The following is a 21,144-nucleotide window of genomic DNA, read 5'->3' as shown; positions in this document are numbered from 1 at the left end:
TGCCCGCAACAGCGTGCGGGCCAGGGGGAAGGCTTTCCCCCGCAAAATGCATCCGCTCAGGTTTGCGTTTCCCGAAACCGCGCGCCTTGCTTCCGGTGCCGTTTTTCAGTAGAATAAGCATTACCCGCTTTTTTTGATTTTGGAAGCGGTGGGGCACAGGCCCGCAGGAGTATGTATTTATATGGAATTGACACAGGAAAACATTGACGCGCTTGCGGTGAATGAAGTTGACATCATGAAACGGATTGCGGATGAGCTTTCGATCCGCGTTGCGCAGGTGAGCGCGGTTATTTCGCTGATTAACGAAGGGTGTACCATCCCGTTCATTTCGCGCTATCGTAAGGAAGCGCACGGGTCTTTGGATGAAGTGCAGGTTCGCGACACGGATCACTTATTTAAAAGTTATTCAAATCTTGAAACGCGGCGGCTTGAGATTGTAAAAGGGATTTTCGGCCAGAATAAATTGACCGAGTCCCTGTACGAAGCGGCTATGAATGCGAAGACGCTGACCGAGCTTGAAGATTTGTGGGCGCCGTTCAAAAAGAAAAAGAAGACGCGCGGTATGGCGGCGATCGAAAAAGGACTCGATCCGCTTGCCGACGCGATGCTTGAACTGGACGATGCGGCGGTACTGGCGAAGGCGGCCGAATTCGTGTGCGAAAACGCGGAGGCGCCGGAATTGTCGGTTGCGTCGGCGGAAGACGCGATTTCCGGGGCAAAGGACATTCTTGCCGAGCGTACGGCGCAGGGCAGTGAAAACCGTTCCGACGTGCGCGGTTTCTATCTGCGAACCGGTAAAATTATCGTCAAAGGTGTGGGCGACGAATCGGCGGCAAAAACGTCCGTGTATCAGATGTACTGGGATTACGAGGAGCCGCTGAATCAAATCAAGCCGCACCGCATTTTGGCGATAAATCGCGGCGAGCGCGAAAGTCAGCTTGAGGTTACCATCGACGTGGACGTGGACGGCGCGATCGACGTGATAAAGCATAAGTACGTGATCAACAATAAATATCACGCGGAAGCGATTGAAGACGGACTGGTGCGTCTGTTGTCGCCGGCCGTCGTGCGCGAAATCCGCGGCGATCAGGCCGACGAGGCGGACGAACACGGTATCGGCATTTTCAGCGAAAACCTGAAAAATCTGCTGATGCAGCAGCCGATTAAAGGTACGCGCGTTCTGGGCGTTGACCCGGGTATCCGCACGGGAACCAAGTGTGCCGCACTGGACGAAACGGGTAAATATTTGGGGTATTTTGTGGTTAAGCAGGTTGCCGACCCCGACGGTGCGGCCGCCGCTATCCGCAAGGCGATCATGCAGTATAACGTGCAGCTGGTTGCCGTAGGCAACGGTACGGGAACGCGCGAAGTGCAGGAAATCGTGTCGCGCGTGATAAACGAAAACTTTCCCGAAGTGTTGTATACGGTAGTGGATGAAGACGGTGCGTCCGTGTATTCGGCGAGCGATACGGCGCGTGAAGAATTCCCCGATCTTGACTTGACTATCCGCGGTGCGATTTCCATCGGGCGCAGATTGCAGGACCCGCTTGCGGAATTGGTTAAGATTGATCCCAAGTCGATCGGCGTCGGACTGTATCAGCACGACGTAAACCAGAAAAAGCTTTCGGAAATGCTCGACGAAGTGGTCGGTTCGGTCGTAAACAACGTCGGTGTCAATTTGAACACGGCGTCGTATTCGCTTTTGAAATACGTTTCTGGCATCAACGGTTCGCTTGCAAAGAAAATAGTCGCGTATCGCGACGAGCACGGTAAAATTACCAGCCGCGACGAGTTGATGAAAGTGGGCGGCATGGGCGCAAAAACGTTCGAGCAGTGCGCGGGATTTTTGAAGATTCCCGAAAGTGCCGATCCGCTGGACAACACCTGGGTGCATCCGGAAAACTATCAGGCTGCGCGCGAAGTGCTGCCGCTCGTACAGCAGAAGTCGGATATTCCCGGTGCAGTCAAAAAGGAATTGAAAGAAAAATATTCGCTCGGCGACCAGACGGTGAGCGATATAATAGAAGAATTGCAAAAACCCAACCGTGACCCGCGCGACGGATATCCCAAACCGATCATGCAGAAAGGCGTCGTAACGTTCGAAGATTTGAAAGAGGGTATGAAAGTTACCGGCAAAATCAAAAACGTCGTAGACTTCGGCGCGTTCGTAGATTTGGGAATCAAGGAAACGGCGCTGCTGCATATTTCGGAATTGAGCGATTCGTTCGTGACCGATCCGATGGAAGTGCTCAAAGTGGGCGACATCAAAGAATGCACGATTATCGGACTCGACGCGGACCGGCGCCGCATCAGTCTTTCGCTCAAAAGCGACGCAGCTTCGCGCGTCGGTCAGGGCGGAGCAAGCGCTTCGGGTAAAACCGAAGGCGGCGTTCGCCGCGTGGTCGTTGCCAAAAAGGGCGCTCCCGGTTCTGCGGAAGGAAAAAGGCGAGGTCCGGACGACCGCCGAGCGGTGGGCGTCGGAAGTTCGGTAAATTCGCCGTCGGGTGAGCGTTCCGGCGGCCGCGAACGCCGCGGCGGGCAAGATTCGTACGGCCGCTCTTCCCGCGACGACGACGGCATGAGCTACAACCCGTTCGCCGCTTTGCTGAAGAACAAGCGGTAAAGGGCACGTTGCGCTGAGAAAGCGCGAGTTCAGGACGGCCGCTGCCAGGCGGACGTCCTGAACTGCTGCCCGACGTTCAGTTACGTGTGCTTAATCTCCGTACCGATTTTGCAATCGGTGATTCAGCCTCTTGACTTTATTGTTAAACACTGTTAAATTATCAATGTTCAATAAAACGGGAAAATATGCGGACTGCGAATACGGAAATTATAACGGCAATAAAATCAAAAACGCTTGCACTTCTTATGAAGAAGAATCCTGATGAAATCGGTATGCGTGATATAGCTGCAAACTGCGGGATAACAGCTGCAAACATCTATCATTATTACAAAGATAAAGATACGCTTTTTCAGGAAATCAGTCTCGACTGCTTGAACGAGCTTAATCAGGTCATTTCTGAAAATGCAAAAAAGGGCAAAACTTCTAAAATACAGATCCTCCGTGCTATTAATTCGTACCGGGACTGGTGTTTTTCCAATCCGAGAAAAGCGCTGATTGTCATGCAGGGAATAAAACCGGCAGATGACGCGGACGAATCGACTATTGAAAAGTATTATGTGTGCAACAGAACGGGAACCGAGCTGTTGGAACGCTGCATAGAACAAGGCATCGCGAAATCTGCGAATCCGAAACTTGATGTCGGTATCCTTGTTTCGGGACTTTGGGGCTGTATAGAGTCTGTGCTTTTGAAAAGAGCGGATACGGAATATTGGGAAAAAGGAAATTTATTTACGGACAGATTCATAAAAATCTGGCTGGATACCGTTTTTACGGAGGAAGAAAAATGAAAAAGATATCAGCATTGATTCTATCAACAATTGTTTGCTCGATGCTATCGGCAAAAGGGATTACTATTTCTATAGACGCCGGTGAAAACTGGAAAGAAAAACGCGATCCGCAAGTTGCAGTTTGGCTGGAAGATGCAAAAGGCAATTATGTAAAAACATTGTATGTGACAAACCGTGCAAGTAAAAAAACTTGGGTCTTCAGTCCGAAAGAAGGCCGCCCTGAATCATTGCCGGTCTGGTATCACGCTGCAAAATTCGACAGCAATAAAGAATCAACGGGAACCCGGAATGATTCGGATTTGCAGATTGATGCGGTAACATCTGCAACTCCCAAAAGGGGAATCGTTTTTTCGGCGGATATTGATGAAAACCCGTACATTATCAAAGCAGAGTTCAACAACAGTTTTGACTACAATGATTTTTATACGAAAGAAAACTCGGGAGTTAACGGTCAGCCTTCCGTTATTTATGAAGCCGAATTACCCGCTGAACTAAACGGGGAAATTGTTCTGCGGTTTGCCGGAACCGGCGATGTGAACGGGAAGACCGGAAATATTTCAGAAGATTTTTCGCAGCTTACAACTGCAAATAAAATTGTAAAATGTATTGCCGTTGCCGCAAAGCAGGCTGAAAAATGAAAATACTGCTGTTAAACGGCTCTCCGCGAAACGGCGGAAGGTTGTCTCAGATACTGCGTATTATTGAGGAAAGCGCAAAACGGAATGATGAAGTCCGTTCTTATACTGTCAGCAATCTTGCATTTAAATCATGCATCGGTTGCATGGCTTGCAGAAAAAACAGGTTGTGTGTTCTGCAAAAAGACGACGCGCACAAGATTGCGGAAGAAATCCGAACGTGTGATGCGGTTGTTGTCGGAACTCCCGTGTACTGGGGAAATATGAACGGAGATTTGAAAAGGCTTTTTGACCGTCTGGTGGGTATTCTTATGGCAGAGACAAAGCTCGGAATACCGAAACCGTTGCATGAAGGTAAAAAAGCATATATTGTTGTAACGTGCACGACGCCGTTTCCTTTCAATATTCTTGCAGGACAAAGCACAAAAGCTGTCGCTGCCGTAAAGGAAGTTCTTGCAGCTTCAGGATTTAAACTCAAAGGAAAAATTGTGCTGCCGGGAACGAAAGGAATGGAAATACTTCCGCAGAAAATCGAACGAAAAGCCGCAACGCTGATCTAGAAAATACCGAGTTATTTAGGAAGAAAATGAAAAAGCAGTTGTTTTTATTGGTATTGTCGTTTCTTGCAGTAAATCTGTTCGCACAAAAACTGGATACTGATTTTTTAAGTGATATGCCGGGGGCCTGTGTCATTTATTCCGATAAGGATGGGAATCGAATCAATCTGGTCAACGCGCAGGATTGTTTTTATGTACGTTACAGACCTGCCGGTACGGAAGACGGCATTACGAGCAAAATCAGCATAAAAAAAGCTTTTTATACGGAGATTAAATTTCTGGAAGCTGTCGAAGGTTCAAAAGACGATTTTGAAAGTATCGTAAAGCCGAAACTTGTAAATATATTTTCATATACTGACTTGGGGCTAAGAGAAAATCTCCCGTCGGCGTTTATTTCTCAAAGGAATGATTTAAATGGAAATCTCATAAGTTCAGCCGTGATAGATTTTTATGTTCCCATTACAAATTTGATAAGTGAATCTGATGCAAACGGTACTGTGGTCATAAAATGTGACAGATTCGGAAGTTTATCACCCGATGAAATTGGTCCGTTTCTGAATTCTGATATTTTACCTGCTGCCGTAATTCGTGAAATGAATACGGTAAAAGTCGGAAAAACGAAAAATACGCAAATCGGGAATATAGAAATTTCTTTGCCGGAAAACTTTCATTTAGAGCAGGAAAATTGTTATGCTCTGTCGGACACGACGAAACGTGATTCTATAATTTGGTCCGATATAATCCGGCTCGATGCAATGCAGCTTGCAGATTTTTGGACGTATTTTATGATCGAGTTGTTAAATGTAAACGCAATTGTAATTCCGGATTCGGTTGAAATACAAAAAATGGGAAATTCTGTATGCTTGATTTATAAAGTCATGGATTACGAATATTATGAATTAAATACGTGCATTGTATGTCTTTTATCGAATGATGGAAATGAATTTAATATCTTAAAAATAAACGGATATTCTCAATTTATAGAAAAAAATATGGAAATGTATAAGAAAATGATAGAATCGGCAAAAATAAAATAATCGCCTCGTACTGCGTAAAAAAGGCGATTTTTCTGCGAATTATTGTCCAGGTGCCAACAATCGTGCGGGATTCCCTGAGTTGTTTGCTCCCGACTATAAGGGCCGGCGTTTTTATATAGGCTCGCCTTCCGCTGTGGGCGGCTGATTGATTGCTTTAGGTTATACTGAAAATTTGCTGTAGGCAAATAAGATTGTCGAGCAGCCGTTCGTCTTTCGGCAGGACACGCTGAAAGCCCGGTATGACTGTTTTAGCACGGGAAAAACCGAGTATTTTTGAGCCTATGCAGACGGTGCGGAAACTCCGGGGATAGATACTAAAGTCAATATAGAAGAGAAATTCCTTTACGCAATATAGGAAATATCTACAATGGTTGAAGTTACTCTGATTCCAGAGATTTCATCAAAGTGTCGAATCGCGAGATTTCATCCTGCCACATATAGTGCTCTTCGGCCAGTTGGCGGCTCTTCTCGGAAAAATTCTCCCACACTAATGGATTTTCGTATAAGTTTTCTCTTGTTTGATAACGAGTCGTCCCCAAGGCAGAAGGTCATCGAGAACATTCGGGAACTGGTAAATACGACGCTCGAATCAATGGAAAAAAATACGTCTTTGTAAACAAAGCCGGTTGTGTACTATAAAAATCGCCTTTTTAAACCGATTTAAACCGAATTTGTGCGCATGATTCCGTAACGGATTATGTCACGGGAATCACGCAGAACAGCGGGGCATACCCGGCACACTCCGTTCAGAATCCTGCTTCGTATCCCTGAACTTTCGGTACGGCGGGAAATTTCAGTTCCGTCATTAGTATTTTCACGGCGTCCTTCATATTGTCGTTTAAAACGATATTTGCCGTTGCGTATAGACTTATTGCCAGCAGAATCAGTAGAAGCATTTTCAGTTTTATTACCACAGATGAAAATCCGCAGCTGAGTTGAAAGCATATGTACAGCAACACGGAAAACAAAATGAACAGCCAAAAGTGCGTCTGTATGAGCAGGCATGAAAGTAACGTGAGTATCAGCAACAAAATCGAAATGGCATTGCTTTTTCGGTGGCATGAAAACAGAATTATCAGCTTGAGTATAATGAAGCCGGCTGTGAGTATACAAAATACGAATGCAGGTTTTTTGTCTAATCGAAAAAGAGGGTCTAGCTGTATATCGGGAAAATGAAACTGTTTTTTGGAGAACCAATTGATGATAAGTTCCTGTTTACCGACAACTATGACTGCGGCTATGAAAACGAGGTCGGCGAAAAGATCGAATATATGTCGCAGCCCGTGACCGACGCTGATAAAAAACGAGGTTGCCTGTTTTTTCCCGGCAGCAGCAGCCGTGCGTGCTTCTTCTTGTGTTCCGCGCAGGAACGTTACCGTTTTGAGGTGCACACGTTTTGCGGTACGTTCGATCGATTGCCAACCGCAGCGGAACCCGTCGGCTGCAGTGCGCGCGTATTCGATTGGTTCGTTCGTTTTATACGTCGATACGGCTTCCGCAAACGCTGCGTCCTGCGTGCTGTGTTTCCATAGAATTTCGGCGAGCACTTCGGTGTCCTTTTCCGGCAAAAAATCAGCGGATATCGTTATTATCCGATCCGCAGTATCGATCCTGATACGGCGCGCCGGTTTTCCGGCGGCAGTTTGCGCGGATTGCATCGTTTCTTTTGAAGCCTGTGCTGCTTCGCCGGCCGGTTGCGCCGAAGCGTTCGGTTCGTTTCGATCGGTAAACGGTTCCGTTTCCGCACGTATGCGTGTTACTTCCCGTATGGACACGTGCGCCGGAAGGGTGGTTTTTATCCGTTCAATGGAACTCTTTTCCGTGTATTTGCTTTCAGTGGTCCAATAAATTGCTTGTTCGGTAAGCAGGAACGCGCTCCCGCGCTGTCCGGCAAAGCGGATTTCGCATTGCAACCGTTCATCTTTCGGCACGGCGTAGCGCCTTCGCAGTTGTGTTTCTGTCGGTTTTGAAAACCGCGCCTGTACGCGCAGCGTACTCGTCGTTTTCGGCATGATGATTCTCTCCTGGTTTACAAATAAATATACATACTATGATATATCCGATTTTCCGTGCTGTAAAGGCAAATGTTCGTTGCGGTACGTTCGATCGATTGCCAACCGCAGCGGAACCCGTCGGCTGCAGTGCGCGCGTATTCGATTGGTTCGTCTGGTATGCATGGCCGGCTGTCATACGCTTGCGTTTTGCCGGCTGCACGGGTATACTGGCGGCATGAGTGAACGTATTTTGCGGCAATCGGACGAGCGGACGGTACCTTTCTTTGCCGCTCTGTGTCTGTTTTTGTCGGCGATCGAATATGCAATTCCCAAGCCGCTGCCGTTTCTGCGGTTGGGGCTTGCGAATTTGCCGATCCTGCTTGCGCTTCCCAAATTGCGTTTCCGCAGCGTGTGTGTTCTGGTGCTGCTCAAAACGGTGGGGCAGGGGTTCATTTCCGGTACGTTGTTTTCTTACGTTTTCCTGTTTTCCGCTGCGGGTTCCGCCGCGTCGGCATTCGGAATGTCGCTGGTCTATTACGCGCTCATTTTCAGGCGGACGCGTCCGTACGCGGGGTTCGTCGGCATCAGTCTGTGCGGTGCACTGTGCAGCAACGCCGCGCAAATTCTGCTGGCGCGGTTCGTGCTGTTCGGCGAGGGGGTGCGGTACGTTGCGCCGGTGCTGTTGTGTACGGGTGCCGTAACGGGTTTGCTGCTCGGCCTGTTCGCCGAAAAGTTTACCGCCGTTTCAAACTGGTACGGGTCGGTTCCGGCCGAAAGGAGCCGAGCGTGAAACTTCCGGTACGGGTGGCCCGTGCGTGCGCGCGGTTTTGGGAGACGCGGCTGAGTGCGCGCGTTTTGTTCGTTTCGGCTTTGTGCTGTTTTCCGGCGTTTCTCTTTCAGCAGAATACGGTGGTGCTTGCGTGTGAGGCGGCGGTGTTTTTTGTCCTTGCACTGACGAAGCGCGGCAGCGTCCGGCTGCTGCCGCCGATACTGGTCGTAGCGGGAGTGGCGTTTTTTTCGCTTCTGTCGCCGTACGGTAAAGTTCTGTTCAGAGTCGGTGATTTCACTGTTACTGCGGGAGCGCTGGACGGCGGACTTCGGCGCGGCCTGATGCTCGCCGGAATGGTGTTCCTGTCGCAGCTGGCAGTTTCCCCTCGCCTGATGCTTCCGGGGAAAGCGGGGGCGTTCCTTTCCCGGATGTTTTCCTATCTTGACGAACTGAGCAGCGTTCGCGTGCCGTTCAAGCGCGGGCAAGTGATAGAGGCGATAGACGCCCGGTTGTGTGCGGTATACGACGGCACCGGCATTGCGGAGACGGATACTGCGGAGACGGATACCGTGTCGGATACGGAATCAGCTGCCGTGACAGATTCTCCGCAGGCTCCGGAAAAGTCCGGCGGGACGAAGTTTGCCGGAGCGGCGGCGGCGGTTCTGCTACCCGCCGTTTTGTACGTGCTGCTGTTTTTTTACTATAAATAGATACGGATACATATCATTTTTTACACCTCTTTTACGCCGATAGTGGTATTATATATACAGAATCGTTTCGGATGGCGGCGGCTGTTCCGGCATCCGGTGTACGGGAGGTGTCCCCATGAAAATGATCCTTGCGATTATACAGGAAAAAGATGAAATCGAAACGGTCGACGAACTCAATCGGAATCGATTTTACGTAACGAAACTCGCCACTACCGGCGGTTTTCTGAAAGAAAAAAACGTTACGCTGATGGTCGGTGTGGAAGACGGTGAATTGGATCAGGCGATCGCCTGTATAAAAGCGACTGCTCGTACGCGGCGCACGATATCGTATACAATGCCGTTCAACGCAATCGGTATGATAAATCCCGCGCTGACTCCGCTCGTGTCGCAGCCGGTTACCGTGGGCGGCTGTACGATATTCGTGCTGCCGGTGGAGCAGTTCATAAAAGATTAATCCGCACGAAACCGGGAATCGGCATCCGCGGGGGTCAGAATGTAGCGCGCGCCTGTCGCGCTGGGCGTTATGAAAGCACTCGACGAACGGCACATAGCCGTGCCGCAGGATATTTCGATTATTGGATTCGACAATATCGAAACGGTTGCGTATGTAAAACCCGCGCTGACGACGGTCGACGTGCCTAAATTGGAGTTGGGGCGGCTGGCGGTAAAAGTGCTGCTGGACAGATTGGAAACGGAGCGGACGTATTCCATACAGGTGTTCCTTCCGTTTAAAATCATAGAACGGGAAAGCTGCCGGAAGTTTTAAAACGGGCGGCGGAGCGTCGCCGGGTTATCGGATATACGAAGCGGCTTGCCTCGTAAAGAGCGCTGTATGGTGGCGCCGGGCACTGTAAGGTGAGTGCCGGGGAATGCTTCGATCCGGCGCTTCATTTAGAAGGAACTTATATGAAACACACGCGCAATTCGCTGATTCTTTTGAACGGAAACGTCTATACCGGCGGTTCTTTTCACAAAACGGACGTGATGATTCAAGACGGCAAATTCTGCCGCATCGGTTCCGTTTCCGCCGCTGAAACGAAAAGCGGTTGCCCGCTGCTGGACGCTGCCGGAAAACGGGTGATTCCCGGATTTTTCGATCAGCACACGCACGGCGGAATGTTCGTCGATTTTAACCACGTGCAGACTGCCGATCTGGACACCGTGTGCCGCTACTTTGCTTCGTGCGGCGTTTCCTGTTTTTTCCCCACCGTCATGACGGATGCCGTTGAAACGATGAAAGAAAAACTCGATATCCTTTCCGATCCGCTCGTAACTGAAACCTATCCGAAGATTCGCGGAATCCATCTTGAAGGGCCGTTTTTGAGTCCGCTCTATAAAGGAGCGATGCCCGAAAAACTTTTGCAGCCGTGCGATTTCGCCCTGTTTCGGGAACTGCAGGATGCTGCGCGGGGGCGGATAAAACTGATAACGATTTCTCCCGAACTGCCGCACGCCGCCGAACTGATCGAACAGCTTACGTGCTGCGGCGTCAGGGTTTCTTTGGGGCATTCCGGCGCTTCATACGAACAGGCGACGGCCGCAATCAAGGCGGGAGCCGCGAGCGCGACTCACATAATGAACGCGATGAAGCTGCTGCACATGCACGATCCGGCAATCCTGAGCGCCGTGCTCGAATCGGATATCTTTGCCGAAATGATTTGCGATGGGCTGCATTTGCATCCGCCGATCGTCCGGCTGCTGCTGAAAATAAAGGGTCTCGATAAAATGATCGGCATTACCGACAGCATTATGGCCGCCGGCTGCCCGGACGGCAATTACGAACTCGGCGTCAATGCGATTACCGTAAAAGACGGCGACGCCACGCTTACCGAAACCGGCGTGCGTGCGGGCAGCACTTTGACGATGAACGCCGCGCTGAAAAACGTGCTGCGGTTTACGGGGCTGCCCGCGGAAACCGTGCTTCCGCTGTTCACTGCGAATCCGGCCAAATTGAACGGTATGTATGATCTGACCGGCTCGATCGACGTAGGTAAATACGCCGATTTTGCGGTGCTGGACGAACGCGATACGTGCGTGTGTACGTATGCGAAAGGAATCGGACTTTACAATGCATTGTAGAAAAGTTCGGAAGCTTCGGCTCTTGAACGTTTTCGGCAAAAAACGAATGAAAGGAGCGTTCTTGTGAAAAAAAACATGCTGATCGTCCACGGCGGTGCTCCCACCGCAGTCATCAATGCTTCTTTATACGGCGCGATAAAACAGGCGAAGAAATCCGGGATGGTGAATCATATCTGGGGGGCGAGAGGCGGTTCCCACGCCGTTTTGACGGGAGATTTTATCGATTTGGGAAACCTTCCGGAAGAAACGGTCGAATTGCTTCCCATAACGCCCGCTTCGTTTATAGGCAGTTCGCGCTATCAGGTTACGGAGTCCGATTACGAACGGATGGTGGACGTTCTTGTCGAAAAAGATATACAATGGCTTCTCTTTACCGGCGGAAACGGCTCTATGGATACGTGCGGTAAAATAGCGAAATGCGTTGCAAAAAAAGCTCCCGGAAAGGGAATCTGCGTTACCGGTATTCCGAAAACGATAGACAACGATATTGCGGTTACCGATCACGCGCCGGGGTTCGGCAGCGCGGCGCGCTACGTGGCTGCAACCGTTCGTGATATCTGTGCAGACGTCGCGTCGCTGCCGATTCACGTGTGCGTCGTGGAAACTATGGGGCGGAACGCCGGATGGCTGACCGCAGCCGCCGCTTTGGCCGGCGGTTCCCGAAAAACCGGTCCGCATCTGATATACGTACCGGAAATCGCTTTCGACGAAGAAGCTTTTTTGGATAACGCCAAAACGCTGTACGATGCGTACGGCGGCGTGGTCGTCGTTGCCAGTGAAGGCTTGCGGGATAAGACGGGGAAACCCATCGTAGACCCCATTTTTCAAGTCGGCCGCTCCGTGTATTACGGAGACGTGTCCGCGCATTTGTGTAATCTGGTGATACGGAAACTGGGAATCAAGGCGCGCAGTGAAAAGCCGGGCCTGATCGGGCGCTGTGCGGCGGCCTACCAATCTTCGGTTGACCGCGCGGAGGCTATAGAAGCCGGTACTCGCGCCGTTCAGGCCGCGCTCGCCGGAAAAACCGCCGTGATGGTGGGCTTTAAGCGCGTATCGACGCGGCCGTATCGATGTGAAACCGTTCTGATCCCCGTTGAAGAAGTAATGCTTCACGAGCGCACGCTTCCTGCGGAGTTTTTAACCGCCGGAACCGCAACCGGGACCGCGATTGCAACCGGGACCGCCGGATCCGCCACCGGAATCGCAACTGCAACCGCCGGAGGCACGATTCCGTCGGAAGCGTTCGTCAACTGGTGTGAACCGCTCATCGGCGACGAACTGCCGCCGTTCGCCCGATAAGCGGCCGGCGTGATATACGCGCGGCGCACAAACTGCGGATTAACTGCCGTTTCTCACTGCGTTGCGAAACGGCTCAAAAAGCCAAATCGGAAATTGACATTTCCTCAGTGGCTTTTTATGGGAGGGCAAGATAAAAATCGGCTTAAAATGGCGCCGGTTTTTATCTTTATCAGTTTGCGCTGCAAACTGCGGATTAACTGCCGTTTCTCACTGCGTTGCGAAACGGCTTAAAAAGCCAAATCGGAAATTGACATTTCCTCAGTGGCTTTTTATGGGAGGGCAAGATGGTATATTCTACCATTATATACACGCTTTTGGCGTTAGGCGCTACGACGCTCGGAGCCATCAGCGGCATGGGCGGCGGAGTAATCATGAAGACGGTCATGGATTTGCTGGGGCAATATTCGGCGGCCGATATCGGACTGCTCAGCTGCATAACCGTCTTTTTCATGTCGATTGTATCGTTGCTGAAAAGCACGCGCGGTACGGGTACGCAGAACGTTTCCGCTGCCGGTGCCGTTTTGCTGGGAACCGGCGCCGTTACCGGCGGTTTTATCGGACAGTTTCTGTTTGAAAAATTATGCACGGCCGTGAACGACAACGGACTCGTTACCGTCGTGCAAAACGCCGTGTTGCTCGTAATCATTTGCGTCGTTTTCGTGTATATGCTTAATTCGGAAAAAGTAAAAAACCTTTCGTTCCGGCATTGGAGTATCTACGCCGCGACCGGTATCTTTTTGGGGTGCATGTCTTCTTTTTTGGGGATAGGCGGCGGACCGATCAACGTTGCCGCGCTGATGTTTCTGTTTGCGTTTCCCATCAAAACGGCGACGTTCGTCAGCATCGTCATTATCCTTTTCGCGCAAATTTCAAAACTCGCGACCGTCGCGTTCTCAACGGGATTTTCCGTATACGATTTGCGTCTGGCGCCTTTTATGATTTGCGCGGCGATTGCCGGCGGATTTTTAGGCACCTGGATAAAAAATAAAGTGCGCAGCAAAACGGTAACCCGGCTGTTCAACGCGGTGCAGGTTTTAATAACGATAATCTGCGTGCTGAATATCGTCAAATCCGTATAACGAACGGCACGGCGCAGCGTTTGCCCGCCGTGCTTCGTTTCCGGCAGCGCCGTTATCCCAACGCTTCGACTTTTTTGTGCAGTTCGATTATTTTTGTATGCAGATAATGATCGATCGCATATTTTTCGGCAACACCGTCGGCTTTTCCGCCGGCTGCAACTATGGGAATCATTTCCGTGTCGTGTTCGGTAAACTGCCGGTAGATATCGGGAACGGGCGTTTCACCGGTACAGGTAACCTTTACCGGCTCCATAACGTCGAACGCAACGAGACTTTCCGATAATTCGCTTATGAGCAGACATTCTTTCAAATGTTCAATCGTGATGACGCCGATCAGTTTCCCGTCGGCGTCCTTTACGGCGTAATTCAGATTTCCGTTCCGGCTGAACGAATCGATGATATGGTTCAGCGTCGTCGTCTCCGAAACGATTGCGGGCGATTCGGCCGAACAGATGGACTGACCGCTCCAGGTAACGTCCGCGACGCTCGTCTGCTTCATCAGATCTTCTTCGTTTATGTCGAGTCCGCATTCACCCGCTTTTTGCACACCGTGTTTTACGCAGACCGGCCCGATCAGCTGCACGACGAACGTCGTCGCGGTAACGATGAGCATGATCGTCGGTCCGATAGTCGCGGCGAAGTCCTGCCCTGCCGCGATCGAAAGGCCGATGGCGACGCCCGCCTGACTGAGCAGACAGAACGGCAGATATTTTCCGACGGTCGGCGGCGCTTTCGTAAGCCAGGCGCCGAACCGTGCGCCGACCGATTTACCGACGGTACGGCAGACGATATACACCAGTGCGAGCACGCCGACGAACGCGGTAACGTTCCAAATGTTAAGTTTGGCGCCGACCAGTACGAAAAACAAAACGTAAATGGGCGGCGTGAATTTTTCCACCATGGAAAACGTCGGCCGTATTTTTACCGGTGCAAAGTTGACCATAAAAAATCCGATCGACATGGCGGCGAGAATGTTGTCCAAGTCAAGAAACTGGCAGATTCCGGTCGTTAAAAGCAGCGCACCGAGTGAAAACGACAAAATGCGCCCTTCGTCGGTCATGACGTTGTGAACGAATTTTCCGAGCAGAAATCCCACGAGCGAACCTATCGCGATCGAACCGCCCACGTCGTACAATACGCCGAGCAGTTGTGCTCCGACGTTGCCGCCTTGTCCGCCGAGCAGCGACGCCGCTATGGACGATGTGATCGCGTACAGAATCAGCGCCACCGCGTCGTCCATGGCGACTATGCCCAAAACGGTAACGGTCAGCGGTCCGCGCGTCCGGTTTTCTTTCAGCACGTCCGTCGTTGCCGCCGGAGCCGTCGCCGACGCAATCGAACCGAGCAGCAAACCGAAAGCAATCGAAGTGCCTAAATCTTTCGTAACCAGATACGACACGCCGGTAACGACGATCGACACGACGAAGAACGGCACGATCGACTCGAACAGCAGAATTCCGACGAACTGCTTGCCGTATTTTTTTATGACGGAGGATTTCAGTTCTCCGCCGATCAGAAATCCGATGAGCGTCAGTGCGATGCTGCTTACCGGTTCCAACGCCGTGATCACGTTTGAACTCAGAATTTGAAATCCTGATTGACCTATCACTATACCGATCACGATATAGCCGACGACTTGCGGGATTTTCAATTTTTGGAACAGACGCCCTCCGAGTGCGCCTAAAAACATGATTAATCCGAAAAGCAGAATCAGATTCGCACTTTCCAGCTTTGAAAAGTGCATGAACTCGGGTAAAAACTCGGCAAAAATATTCACGATTGAACCCCTATAAACCGGCCGGTTGCGTTCGCGGTGAACGGTCCCGTCTTTTTGCCCCATTATAACGCAAAACTGTCTTTTGTTCTATAATATGAATATTTTATTGAAAAACGCCGTTCGGGATGTTATACTGATAACCATATGACGAGGAGGACGATCATGAAAAAAGGTGCGTTTTTGTGCGTGCTGATTCTTGCGTGCGTGCCGGGAATTTTTGCAAAAACCGGTGACAAAATGTACGTAAACGTACAGGAGTCTGCGGTACGCTCCGGAACGGGAATGTTCGCTGCGGAGGTCGGATCCGTTTCGTACGGCGAACAAGTGACCGTCGTTTCCGAAAAAGGCAAATGGGTGGAAATCGTCTCCGGTACGCAGCCGCAGGTGCGCGGATGGATTCCGGTTTCCAGTTTGACAAAGAAAAAGATCGTCGTACGGGACGGTAAAAACAGCGTTTCCGCTTCAGCCGACGAACTTGCGCTCGCCGGAAAGGGATTCTCGGCGGACGTGGAAGGTGCGTTCCGCAGCGGAAATAACGCGCTGCGTTATGATTTGGTCGATGTGGTGGAAAACCGGCAAATAGATCCCGAACTTTTGTATGCTTTTATCGTCGAAGGTAATCTTGCGGGAGGCGCAGAATGAACCGCTCTTTTTCCAAACGTTTCGCCGCGGCCGGATTCGCGCTTTGCGGTGCGGTTTTTACGTTTTTTTCATGCGTCACGTCGGATACGGTGTTCGACGCCGTTTATCACGGAATGAACGCGGGCGTTTCCATTGCGAAAGCTGCCGAAGATATCACTCCCGAACAGGAATATTATATCGGGCGCGCCGTTGCCGCTACCATTCTGGAATCCTACGATTTGTACCGCAGTGAACCGCAGGAACGGTACGTCAACTCGGTTTGCCAAGTGCTCGTCGTCAATTCCGCCCGGCCCGAATTGTTCGTCGGATATCGGGTGGGAATTCTCGACACCGATCAAATCAACGCGTTCGCAACGTCGGGCGGTCATATTCTGGTTACGCGCGGATTGCTTGCGTGCGCCGACAGTGAAGACGCGCTCGCCGCCGTTCTTGCTCACGAGATTGCGCATATCCAGCTGCAGCACAGTATAAAGGCCATAAAAACGAATCGAATTTCGGGCGCGCTTTTGGCGACGACGGGTGCCGCTTTGGCGTTTACCGGAAGTAAAGATCTGGCAGAGCTTGCCAATACGCTGGACGAATCCGTGAATGAAATCGTTACGACGCTCGTCAATACCGGTTATTCAAAATCGCAGGAATACGACGCCGATAAAACGGCGCTCGCGCTCATGAGCAGTGCCGGATACGATCCGTCGGCAATGACCGATATGCTGCAGATGCTGAAAGAAAAGCAGCCGCATTCTTCCGGAGGATTCGCGTCCACGCATCCGTCGGCATCGTCGCGTATCAGGGAAGTTTCACAGGACGTAAAAAAATATCCGGCTGTAACGATACCCGCCGCGCGCAGAGACCGTTTTACGGCCGCGGCCTTTTCGGATTAGGGATTTCCGTATGGCGGAAGAAAGTACTCGCAGAAATTTGATACTGCGTTCGCTCGCTATCGCGGCCGCTTCGTTCGCGCTCGCCGCCGTGTTGTCTGCCGCCGGTGTGTTCCGCTCGGCGGAAAACGCCCTGTACGATCACCGGATGCGTGTTACCGCGTCTTCGGTGCGTCCGGCGGATGAGATCGTGCTGATTCTGCTGGATCAGGACAGTCTCGACTGGGCGGCGCGCGAGCGCGGCTGGAGCTGGCCTTGGGCGCGCGCGGCGTACGGCGACATCGTACGTTTTTTTGAATCGGCAGGCGCCGCGTCCGTTTCGTTCGACGTTCTGTACACCGAACCGTCCGTTTACGGCGCTTCCGACGACGATGCGTTCGCTGCCGCGTGCGCGTCGTACGGACGCGTCGTGCAGACGGTGTATTTCGATTCGGTGCAGGGGAACGTTTCCGGTTGGAAAGACGGCGCGCCGCTGCCCGCCGATACGGGAGACGGCACGCCCGGCAGCACTCCCGCGTTGTTTCCGATTGATCCGTTGTGCCGATCCGCGGCGGTGCTGGGAAGCATCACCGGCTCGAGCGACGCCGATAAAACGGTACGCCGCGCCGCCGTTTATTACCGGTACGGTTCGTATAACGTGCCGGCGCTCGGCGCGGCGGCGCTGCAGGCTGCCGGCGCCGCGCTGCCTCCGGCGGATTCCGAACCGGAATCCGGCCGACTGCTGCGGTTTCAGTCCGGTCTGGACGCGTACGTACCGTACAGCGCGGCGCAGATTCTGCAAAGTTACGACGCGGTGCTCGCCGGTGAGCAGCCGCTTTTGGATCCCGAACAATTTGAAGGCGCGTACGTGTTTTTCGGCTTTTATGCGCCGGGTTTGTTCGATATCTGTACGACGCCGGTTTCATCCGTATATCCGGGCGTCGGCGTTCACGTTACGCAGCTCGACAACATGCTGCAGAATTCGTTTATCCGTCCGGTGCCTGCGGGCGTTTCGGCACTTTTGCTTCTGCTGTGCGCGATTTTAGGTACCGTTCCGGTGTTCGCGTCCGAAGCCGTTTCGTCACGCCGGTTCGGTGTGTACGCCGCTTCCGTTTTATTCGCTGCGGAAGCCGCTTCGTATACGGCGGCGGCATACGCGGCTTTTGCCGCGGGTGTGCTGATACCGCTCGTTCCGCCGCTGGCCGCGCTGGCTGCGGGATTCGGCGCTTCGGTCGTCGTCAGCTACAATCAGGAAGGCCGGCAGCGCCGGTACTTGAAGTCGGCGTTCAGGCAGTATTTGAGTCCCGTCGTCATAGAAGATTTGATTGCGCATCCTGAACGGCTCCAGCTGGGCGGCGAGCGGCGGCGCATCAGCATGTATTTTTCCGACGTGCAGGGGTTTACCGGCATTTCGGAAAAGCTGGATCCTGCTTCGTTAACTTCGCTGCTGAACGATTACCTTTCGGCAATGTCCGCGATTATTCTGGAATCGGGCGGCACGATCGATAAATACGAAGGCGACGCCGTCATTGCGTTTTGGAACGCGCCGGTGGCGCAGGCCGATCACGCGCGGCGTGCGCTTGAAGCGGCGGTTGCCTGTCAGGAAAAACTTGCGCAGCTGCGCCCTGAACTCGAAAAGCGTGCGGGGCTGCCGTTTTTCATGCGTATCGGATTGAATACCGGTGAAGCTGTCGTGGGCAACATGGGTTCCCACAGTCGGTTCGACTACACGATGCTGGGCGACGCGGTTAACCTGGCGGCCCGTCTGGAAGGTTTGAACAAACAGTTCGGGACATATTGCATGTGCACGGAAGCGGCGAAAACTGAAGCCGAAGCGGCGGGAACCGCTTTGCGGTTCCGGGAATTGGCGCGTGCGGCTGTCGTCGGCAAATCGGAAGCGGTTACCGTATACGAACCGATGTCCGCCGCCGAATACGACGGGCGTTCGGGCGATTTTACCGTTTTTGCCGAAGCGCTTGCGCTGTTCTACGAGGGGCGCTTTACCGATTCCGCCGCGCTGTTCAAAAGTATCCGGCAAACGGACGCCGCCGCCGACCATTACGTACGCAAATGTGCGGAACTGATTGCCGAGCCGCCCGACCCGGCCGCATGGCGCGGCGTATGGGTTGCGACGTCAAAATGACATGATTTCCCGGATTACGTCGGCAGCCGATTTGTCGTAGTACAGTATGCCGTACCAGACTGCCGCCGACGTAACTTTGCGGCCGTATTCGCGCGTTTCGGCGAACGGAATCGTTTCAAGAAACAGATCCGGCGGCAGTCCGCCCGAGTCCTTTTTCCAATTGCGCACGCGCGTGATGCCGCCGTTGTAGGCGAACAGTGCGTCGAGCACCGAACCGTCGAGTCGGCGGATTAATTCTTCAAGATAAAACGCGCCGAACCGTATGTTCGTGCGCGCGTCTTCCAAATCGTATTCGCTCAGTTTCAATTTCCGTGCGATATCGGTTGCGGTCGGTGCCATAAGCTGCGCAAGGCCGATTGCTCCGGCGTGAGACATGATGAGCGGATCAAAAAAGCTTTCGCTTCTGATAAGTGCGTACAGCACGTATTCGCTCAATCCGTACTGCGCCGCCGCGTCCGTTATTTCATCTCGATACAGCCGAGGATACGCCGTTTCATACATCGCTTCGGTCGGCTGCGTATCCGCATGGTATAAAGCGTTCGACATCATTCTGAGTCCCTGCGAGCGGTATTCGGGATCGGCGCAGCTTGAAAGAAAATCCGCAGCCTGCGCGGTTGCCGTGATGCGGACGGAAAGCGGATCTTTTTGCCACTCAGTGTAAATGAGTTCCGGCAGTCCGTACGCGGCGTAGCCGGAAAGCAGGAGTTCCCGTTTTTCATCGGGTGCGGAAAGCGCCTCGAGCTCCGTCCGATACAGGGTTTCCCGATTTTCCTGCGCGCCGGTGCCGAGGCGATATCCGGCAAGCATTCGGTAATACGGTGCGCCGCCGGGCCGGTACGCCCGTTCAAACAGCGTGCGCGCGAGTGTTTCCGGATTCTGCGGCTTCGCCGCCGCGGCGTCTTCCGGGATCAGCCGCTTTTCTTCGATAAGGCGGGCGCATACGTATGCGTATTTGGAGACAGTTTCCGCGTCGGCGTACGGCTCGATAAGGCGGTAGACGCGATAGAGCTGCTGCCATTTTCTGCCGGAAAAAAGCGTAACGCACAGTGCGTCGAAAAAGTCCGCGTAATAGGACGGATCGTTCACGGTGCCGATGAATTCGGCAAGCGCGCGCTCCGCCGCGTCCGGTGAGATTTTCAGTTGAACGGAAAAATAATACCACAGCGCGTTGTCGTAATAGTCGGCATCGGGAGCGGCCTGCATTGCCTGCAGATACCGTTCCGCCGCGGTGCGCACGTTTCCTGCGGAAGCGCGGTCGTATAGGCGTCCCGCGTAAAAACGGGTAAAAAAGAGCGCGTGTACGGGGTTATCCGTCGAAGCGGCGTCCGGCCGAGAACGTGCGGCCGTGGTTTTTTCGGCGGCAGCTTTTTCGGCAGCTGTGGCGGCCTTGTCAAAAAAAGCCGCGTTCGCCGCATAATCGGTGCTGCCGTATAAAAACGTTTTGCCGACGTCTGAGAGCAGTTGCTCCGGCAGCGAAGCAAGCCGACTTTCGCCGTCTTCCTGCGCGCCGCGCAGTTCCGTTACGATTTGAAACGCGCCTGCGTAATCCCTGCGGTATACGCTGAGGCGCAATTTGATAAGTTGCACGTCGGCGTCGCCGAGGGCATCGGTAAGCGCCTGTACGCCGATCGTGTCGAAAAACGTGCGGTGTTCCTGCGAAACGGGGCGGGAGAAAAACCAGTTTTCGGTTTCCGCTGCAAAGGCCGCGTAGCGTTTGGCTTCGAGCGCGGTAAGCCGCAATCTGATCAGTTCATCCGGCGCACCGGCTTCGAGGTTTTCGGTCAGTTTCAGGACGGCGGCGTATTCTTTTGCCGCGTCAAATTCCTGCGCCGCGCGCAATTTTGCCGGCAGATCTGAATAGACTGCCGCGTATTTGCCGGCAGCGTCAAGGCGTTCCTTGAGCGTTCCGGTTTTCGTCAGGGCTTCCGCACACATGCGCGCAAGCGGCGGATCCGATTTTTTTGCGCCCTTGGCAAAAAAACGGCGCGCGGAAACGACGTCTCCTGCACGGAGATTTTTTTCACCGAGGAAATAATACGCGTTTTTACCGGAAATGTGCGGAGAATCGGCGCCGGACGCATCGGTGCATCCGGCTGCCAAACAGACTGCTATCGTCAGAAACCATACGATCGGGGCGAATGAACGTCTCATAAAC

Annotated in this window: 18 protein-coding genes; 15 read left to right on the top strand and 3 right to left on the bottom strand. The window is 52.5% G+C overall.

What is annotated here, in order from left to right; all coding sequences use genetic code 11:
- The first annotated feature begins 181 nt into the window (after positions 1-181).
- The 5 genes from TREBR_RS12380 to TREBR_RS12360 all read left to right on the top strand — a co-directional run bounded on the left by TREBR_RS12380 (position 182) and on the right by TREBR_RS12360 (position 5,640).
- The gene (locus tag TREBR_RS12380) at positions 182-2,623 is read left to right on the top strand and encodes a helix-hairpin-helix domain-containing protein (protein ID WP_013759508.1); all 2,442 of its coding nucleotides are present in this window, start codon (positions 182-184) and stop codon (positions 2,621-2,623) included.
- A gap of 185 nt (positions 2,624-2,808) precedes the next feature.
- On the top strand, positions 2,809-3,411 hold the full coding sequence (locus TREBR_RS12375) for a TetR/AcrR family transcriptional regulator (protein ID WP_013759507.1): 603 nt from the start codon (positions 2,809-2,811) through the stop codon (positions 3,409-3,411).
- On the top strand, positions 3,408-4,049 hold the full coding sequence (locus tag TREBR_RS12370; protein ID WP_013759506.1) for a DUF2271 domain-containing protein: 642 nt from the start codon (positions 3,408-3,410) through the stop codon (positions 4,047-4,049). The genes TREBR_RS12375 and TREBR_RS12370 overlap by 4 nt, the downstream gene beginning before the upstream one ends.
- The gene (locus TREBR_RS12365; RefSeq protein WP_013759505.1) at positions 4,046-4,606 is read left to right on the top strand and encodes a flavodoxin family protein; all 561 of its coding nucleotides are present in this window, start codon (positions 4,046-4,048) and stop codon (positions 4,604-4,606) included. The genes TREBR_RS12370 and TREBR_RS12365 overlap by 4 nt, the downstream gene beginning before the upstream one ends.
- 26 nt (positions 4,607-4,632) lie before the next feature.
- Positions 4,633-5,640: a hypothetical protein gene (locus TREBR_RS12360; RefSeq protein ID WP_013759504.1), complete on the top strand. Its 1,008-nt coding sequence runs from the start codon at positions 4,633-4,635 to the stop codon at positions 5,638-5,640.
- Positions 5,641-6,386: 746 nt separating this feature from the next.
- On the opposite strand, the gene TREBR_RS12355 is transcribed toward TREBR_RS12360, so the two are convergent.
- Positions 6,387-7,652, bottom strand: coding sequence for a hypothetical protein (locus TREBR_RS12355; protein ID WP_013759503.1), 1,266 nt, complete (start codon positions 7,650-7,652; stop codon positions 6,387-6,389).
- Between the two features lie 217 nt (positions 7,653-7,869).
- Between TREBR_RS12355 and TREBR_RS12350 the strand changes: the two genes are divergently transcribed.
- The 7 genes from TREBR_RS12350 (at position 7,870) to TREBR_RS12320 (ending at position 13,570) form a co-directional block, all read left to right on the top strand.
- The gene (locus TREBR_RS12350) at positions 7,870-8,424 is read left to right on the top strand and encodes a Gx transporter family protein (RefSeq protein ID WP_156786673.1); all 555 of its coding nucleotides are present in this window, start codon (positions 7,870-7,872) and stop codon (positions 8,422-8,424) included.
- Positions 8,421-9,113 (top strand): hypothetical protein, encoded by a 693-nt coding sequence (locus tag TREBR_RS13935; protein WP_013759501.1) that lies wholly within the window; start codon positions 8,421-8,423, stop codon positions 9,111-9,113. The genes TREBR_RS12350 and TREBR_RS13935 overlap by 4 nt, the downstream gene beginning before the upstream one ends.
- 115 nt (positions 9,114-9,228) lie before the next feature.
- The gene (locus TREBR_RS12340; protein WP_013759500.1) at positions 9,229-9,567 is read left to right on the top strand and encodes a cyclic-di-AMP receptor; all 339 of its coding nucleotides are present in this window, start codon (positions 9,229-9,231) and stop codon (positions 9,565-9,567) included.
- A gap of 60 nt (positions 9,568-9,627) precedes the next feature.
- Positions 9,628-9,879 (top strand): substrate-binding domain-containing protein, encoded by a 252-nt coding sequence (locus TREBR_RS12335; RefSeq protein WP_281054882.1) that lies wholly within the window; start codon positions 9,628-9,630, stop codon positions 9,877-9,879.
- Positions 9,880-10,019: 140 nt separating this feature from the next.
- Positions 10,020-11,192: an N-acetylglucosamine-6-phosphate deacetylase gene (gene nagA, locus TREBR_RS12330; RefSeq protein WP_013759499.1), complete on the top strand. Its 1,173-nt coding sequence runs from the start codon at positions 10,020-10,022 to the stop codon at positions 11,190-11,192.
- Positions 11,193-11,255: 63 nt separating this feature from the next.
- Positions 11,256-12,491: a diphosphate--fructose-6-phosphate 1-phosphotransferase gene (locus tag TREBR_RS12325; protein WP_013759498.1), complete on the top strand. Its 1,236-nt coding sequence runs from the start codon at positions 11,256-11,258 to the stop codon at positions 12,489-12,491.
- A 284-nt stretch (positions 12,492-12,775) separates the two neighbouring features.
- Positions 12,776-13,570, top strand: coding sequence for a sulfite exporter TauE/SafE family protein (locus TREBR_RS12320; RefSeq protein ID WP_013759497.1), 795 nt, complete (start codon positions 12,776-12,778; stop codon positions 13,568-13,570).
- Between the two features lie 52 nt (positions 13,571-13,622).
- Here the strand turns inward: TREBR_RS12320 and TREBR_RS12315 are convergent, their stop codons facing one another.
- Positions 13,623-15,347 carry a cation:proton antiporter domain-containing protein gene (locus tag TREBR_RS12315; RefSeq protein WP_041610898.1) on the bottom strand — a complete coding sequence of 575 codons (1,725 nt, stop codon included), beginning with the start codon at positions 15,345-15,347 and terminating at the stop codon, positions 13,623-13,625.
- Between the two features lie 162 nt (positions 15,348-15,509).
- On the opposite strand from TREBR_RS12315, the gene TREBR_RS12310 reads away from it, so the two are divergent.
- The 3 genes from TREBR_RS12310 to TREBR_RS12300 are packed head-to-tail and all read left to right on the top strand — an operon-like array spanning position 15,510 to position 18,989.
- Complete coding sequence (locus tag TREBR_RS12310; RefSeq protein WP_013759495.1) at positions 15,510-15,989, top strand: SH3 domain-containing protein; 480 nt, start codon at positions 15,510-15,512, stop codon at positions 15,987-15,989.
- Positions 15,986-16,870 (top strand): M48 family metalloprotease, encoded by an 885-nt coding sequence (locus TREBR_RS12305; protein ID WP_013759494.1) that lies wholly within the window; start codon positions 15,986-15,988, stop codon positions 16,868-16,870. The genes TREBR_RS12310 and TREBR_RS12305 overlap by 4 nt, the downstream gene beginning before the upstream one ends.
- Positions 16,871-16,880: 10 nt before the next feature.
- Positions 16,881-18,989: an adenylate/guanylate cyclase domain-containing protein gene (locus tag TREBR_RS12300; protein ID WP_013759493.1), complete on the top strand. Its 2,109-nt coding sequence runs from the start codon at positions 16,881-16,883 to the stop codon at positions 18,987-18,989.
- Here TREBR_RS12300 and TREBR_RS12295 read toward each other — a convergent pair.
- Positions 18,981-21,140, bottom strand: coding sequence for a flagellar assembly lytic transglycosylase (locus tag TREBR_RS12295; protein WP_013759492.1), 2,160 nt, complete (start codon positions 21,138-21,140; stop codon positions 18,981-18,983). The two genes, TREBR_RS12300 and TREBR_RS12295, sit on opposite strands and share 9 nt — an antisense overlap.
- Positions 21,141-21,144 lie beyond the last annotated feature (4 nt).

It is taken from the genome of Treponema brennaborense DSM 12168 (genome assembly GCF_000212415.1).
In the GTDB taxonomy this organism is placed as follows: Bacteria; Spirochaetota; Spirochaetia; order Treponematales; family Treponemataceae; genus Treponema_F; species Treponema_F brennaborense.
Note: the sequence above shows the minus strand (reverse complement) of the source record. Positions and strands in the feature narration are given on the sequence as shown.

What these genes read in the sequence shown, in the direction of transcription:
- TREBR_RS12380 (WP_013759508.1), top strand. Translation starts at nt 182, where the DNA reads ATGGAATTGACACAGGAAAACATTGACGCGCTTGCGGTGAATGAAGTT.
- TREBR_RS12375 (WP_013759507.1), top strand. Translation starts at nt 2,809, where the DNA reads ATGCGGACTGCGAATACGGAAATTATAACGGCAATAAAATCAAAAACG.
- TREBR_RS12370 (WP_013759506.1), top strand. Translation starts at nt 3,408, where the DNA reads ATGAAAAAGATATCAGCATTGATTCTATCAACAATTGTTTGCTCGATG.
- TREBR_RS12365 (WP_013759505.1), top strand. Translation starts at nt 4,046, where the DNA reads ATGAAAATACTGCTGTTAAACGGCTCTCCGCGAAACGGCGGAAGGTTG.
- TREBR_RS12360 (WP_013759504.1), top strand. Translation starts at nt 4,633, where the DNA reads ATGAAAAAGCAGTTGTTTTTATTGGTATTGTCGTTTCTTGCAGTAAAT.
- TREBR_RS12355 (WP_013759503.1), bottom strand. Translation starts at nt 7,652, where the DNA reads ATGCCGAAAACGACGAGTACGCTGCGCGTACAGGCGCGGTTTTCAAAA.
- TREBR_RS12350 (WP_156786673.1), top strand. Translation starts at nt 7,870, where the DNA reads ATGAGTGAACGTATTTTGCGGCAATCGGACGAGCGGACGGTACCTTTC.
- TREBR_RS12340 (WP_013759500.1), top strand. Translation starts at nt 9,229, where the DNA reads ATGAAAATGATCCTTGCGATTATACAGGAAAAAGATGAAATCGAAACG.
- nagA (WP_013759499.1), top strand. Translation starts at nt 10,020, where the DNA reads ATGAAACACACGCGCAATTCGCTGATTCTTTTGAACGGAAACGTCTAT.
- TREBR_RS12320 (WP_013759497.1), top strand. Translation starts at nt 12,776, where the DNA reads ATGGTATATTCTACCATTATATACACGCTTTTGGCGTTAGGCGCTACG.
- TREBR_RS12310 (WP_013759495.1), top strand. Translation starts at nt 15,510, where the DNA reads ATGAAAAAAGGTGCGTTTTTGTGCGTGCTGATTCTTGCGTGCGTGCCG.
- TREBR_RS12305 (WP_013759494.1), top strand. Translation starts at nt 15,986, where the DNA reads ATGAACCGCTCTTTTTCCAAACGTTTCGCCGCGGCCGGATTCGCGCTT.
- TREBR_RS12300 (WP_013759493.1), top strand. Translation starts at nt 16,881, where the DNA reads ATGGCGGAAGAAAGTACTCGCAGAAATTTGATACTGCGTTCGCTCGCT.
- TREBR_RS12295 (WP_013759492.1), bottom strand. Translation starts at nt 21,140, where the DNA reads ATGAGACGTTCATTCGCCCCGATCGTATGGTTTCTGACGATAGCAGTC.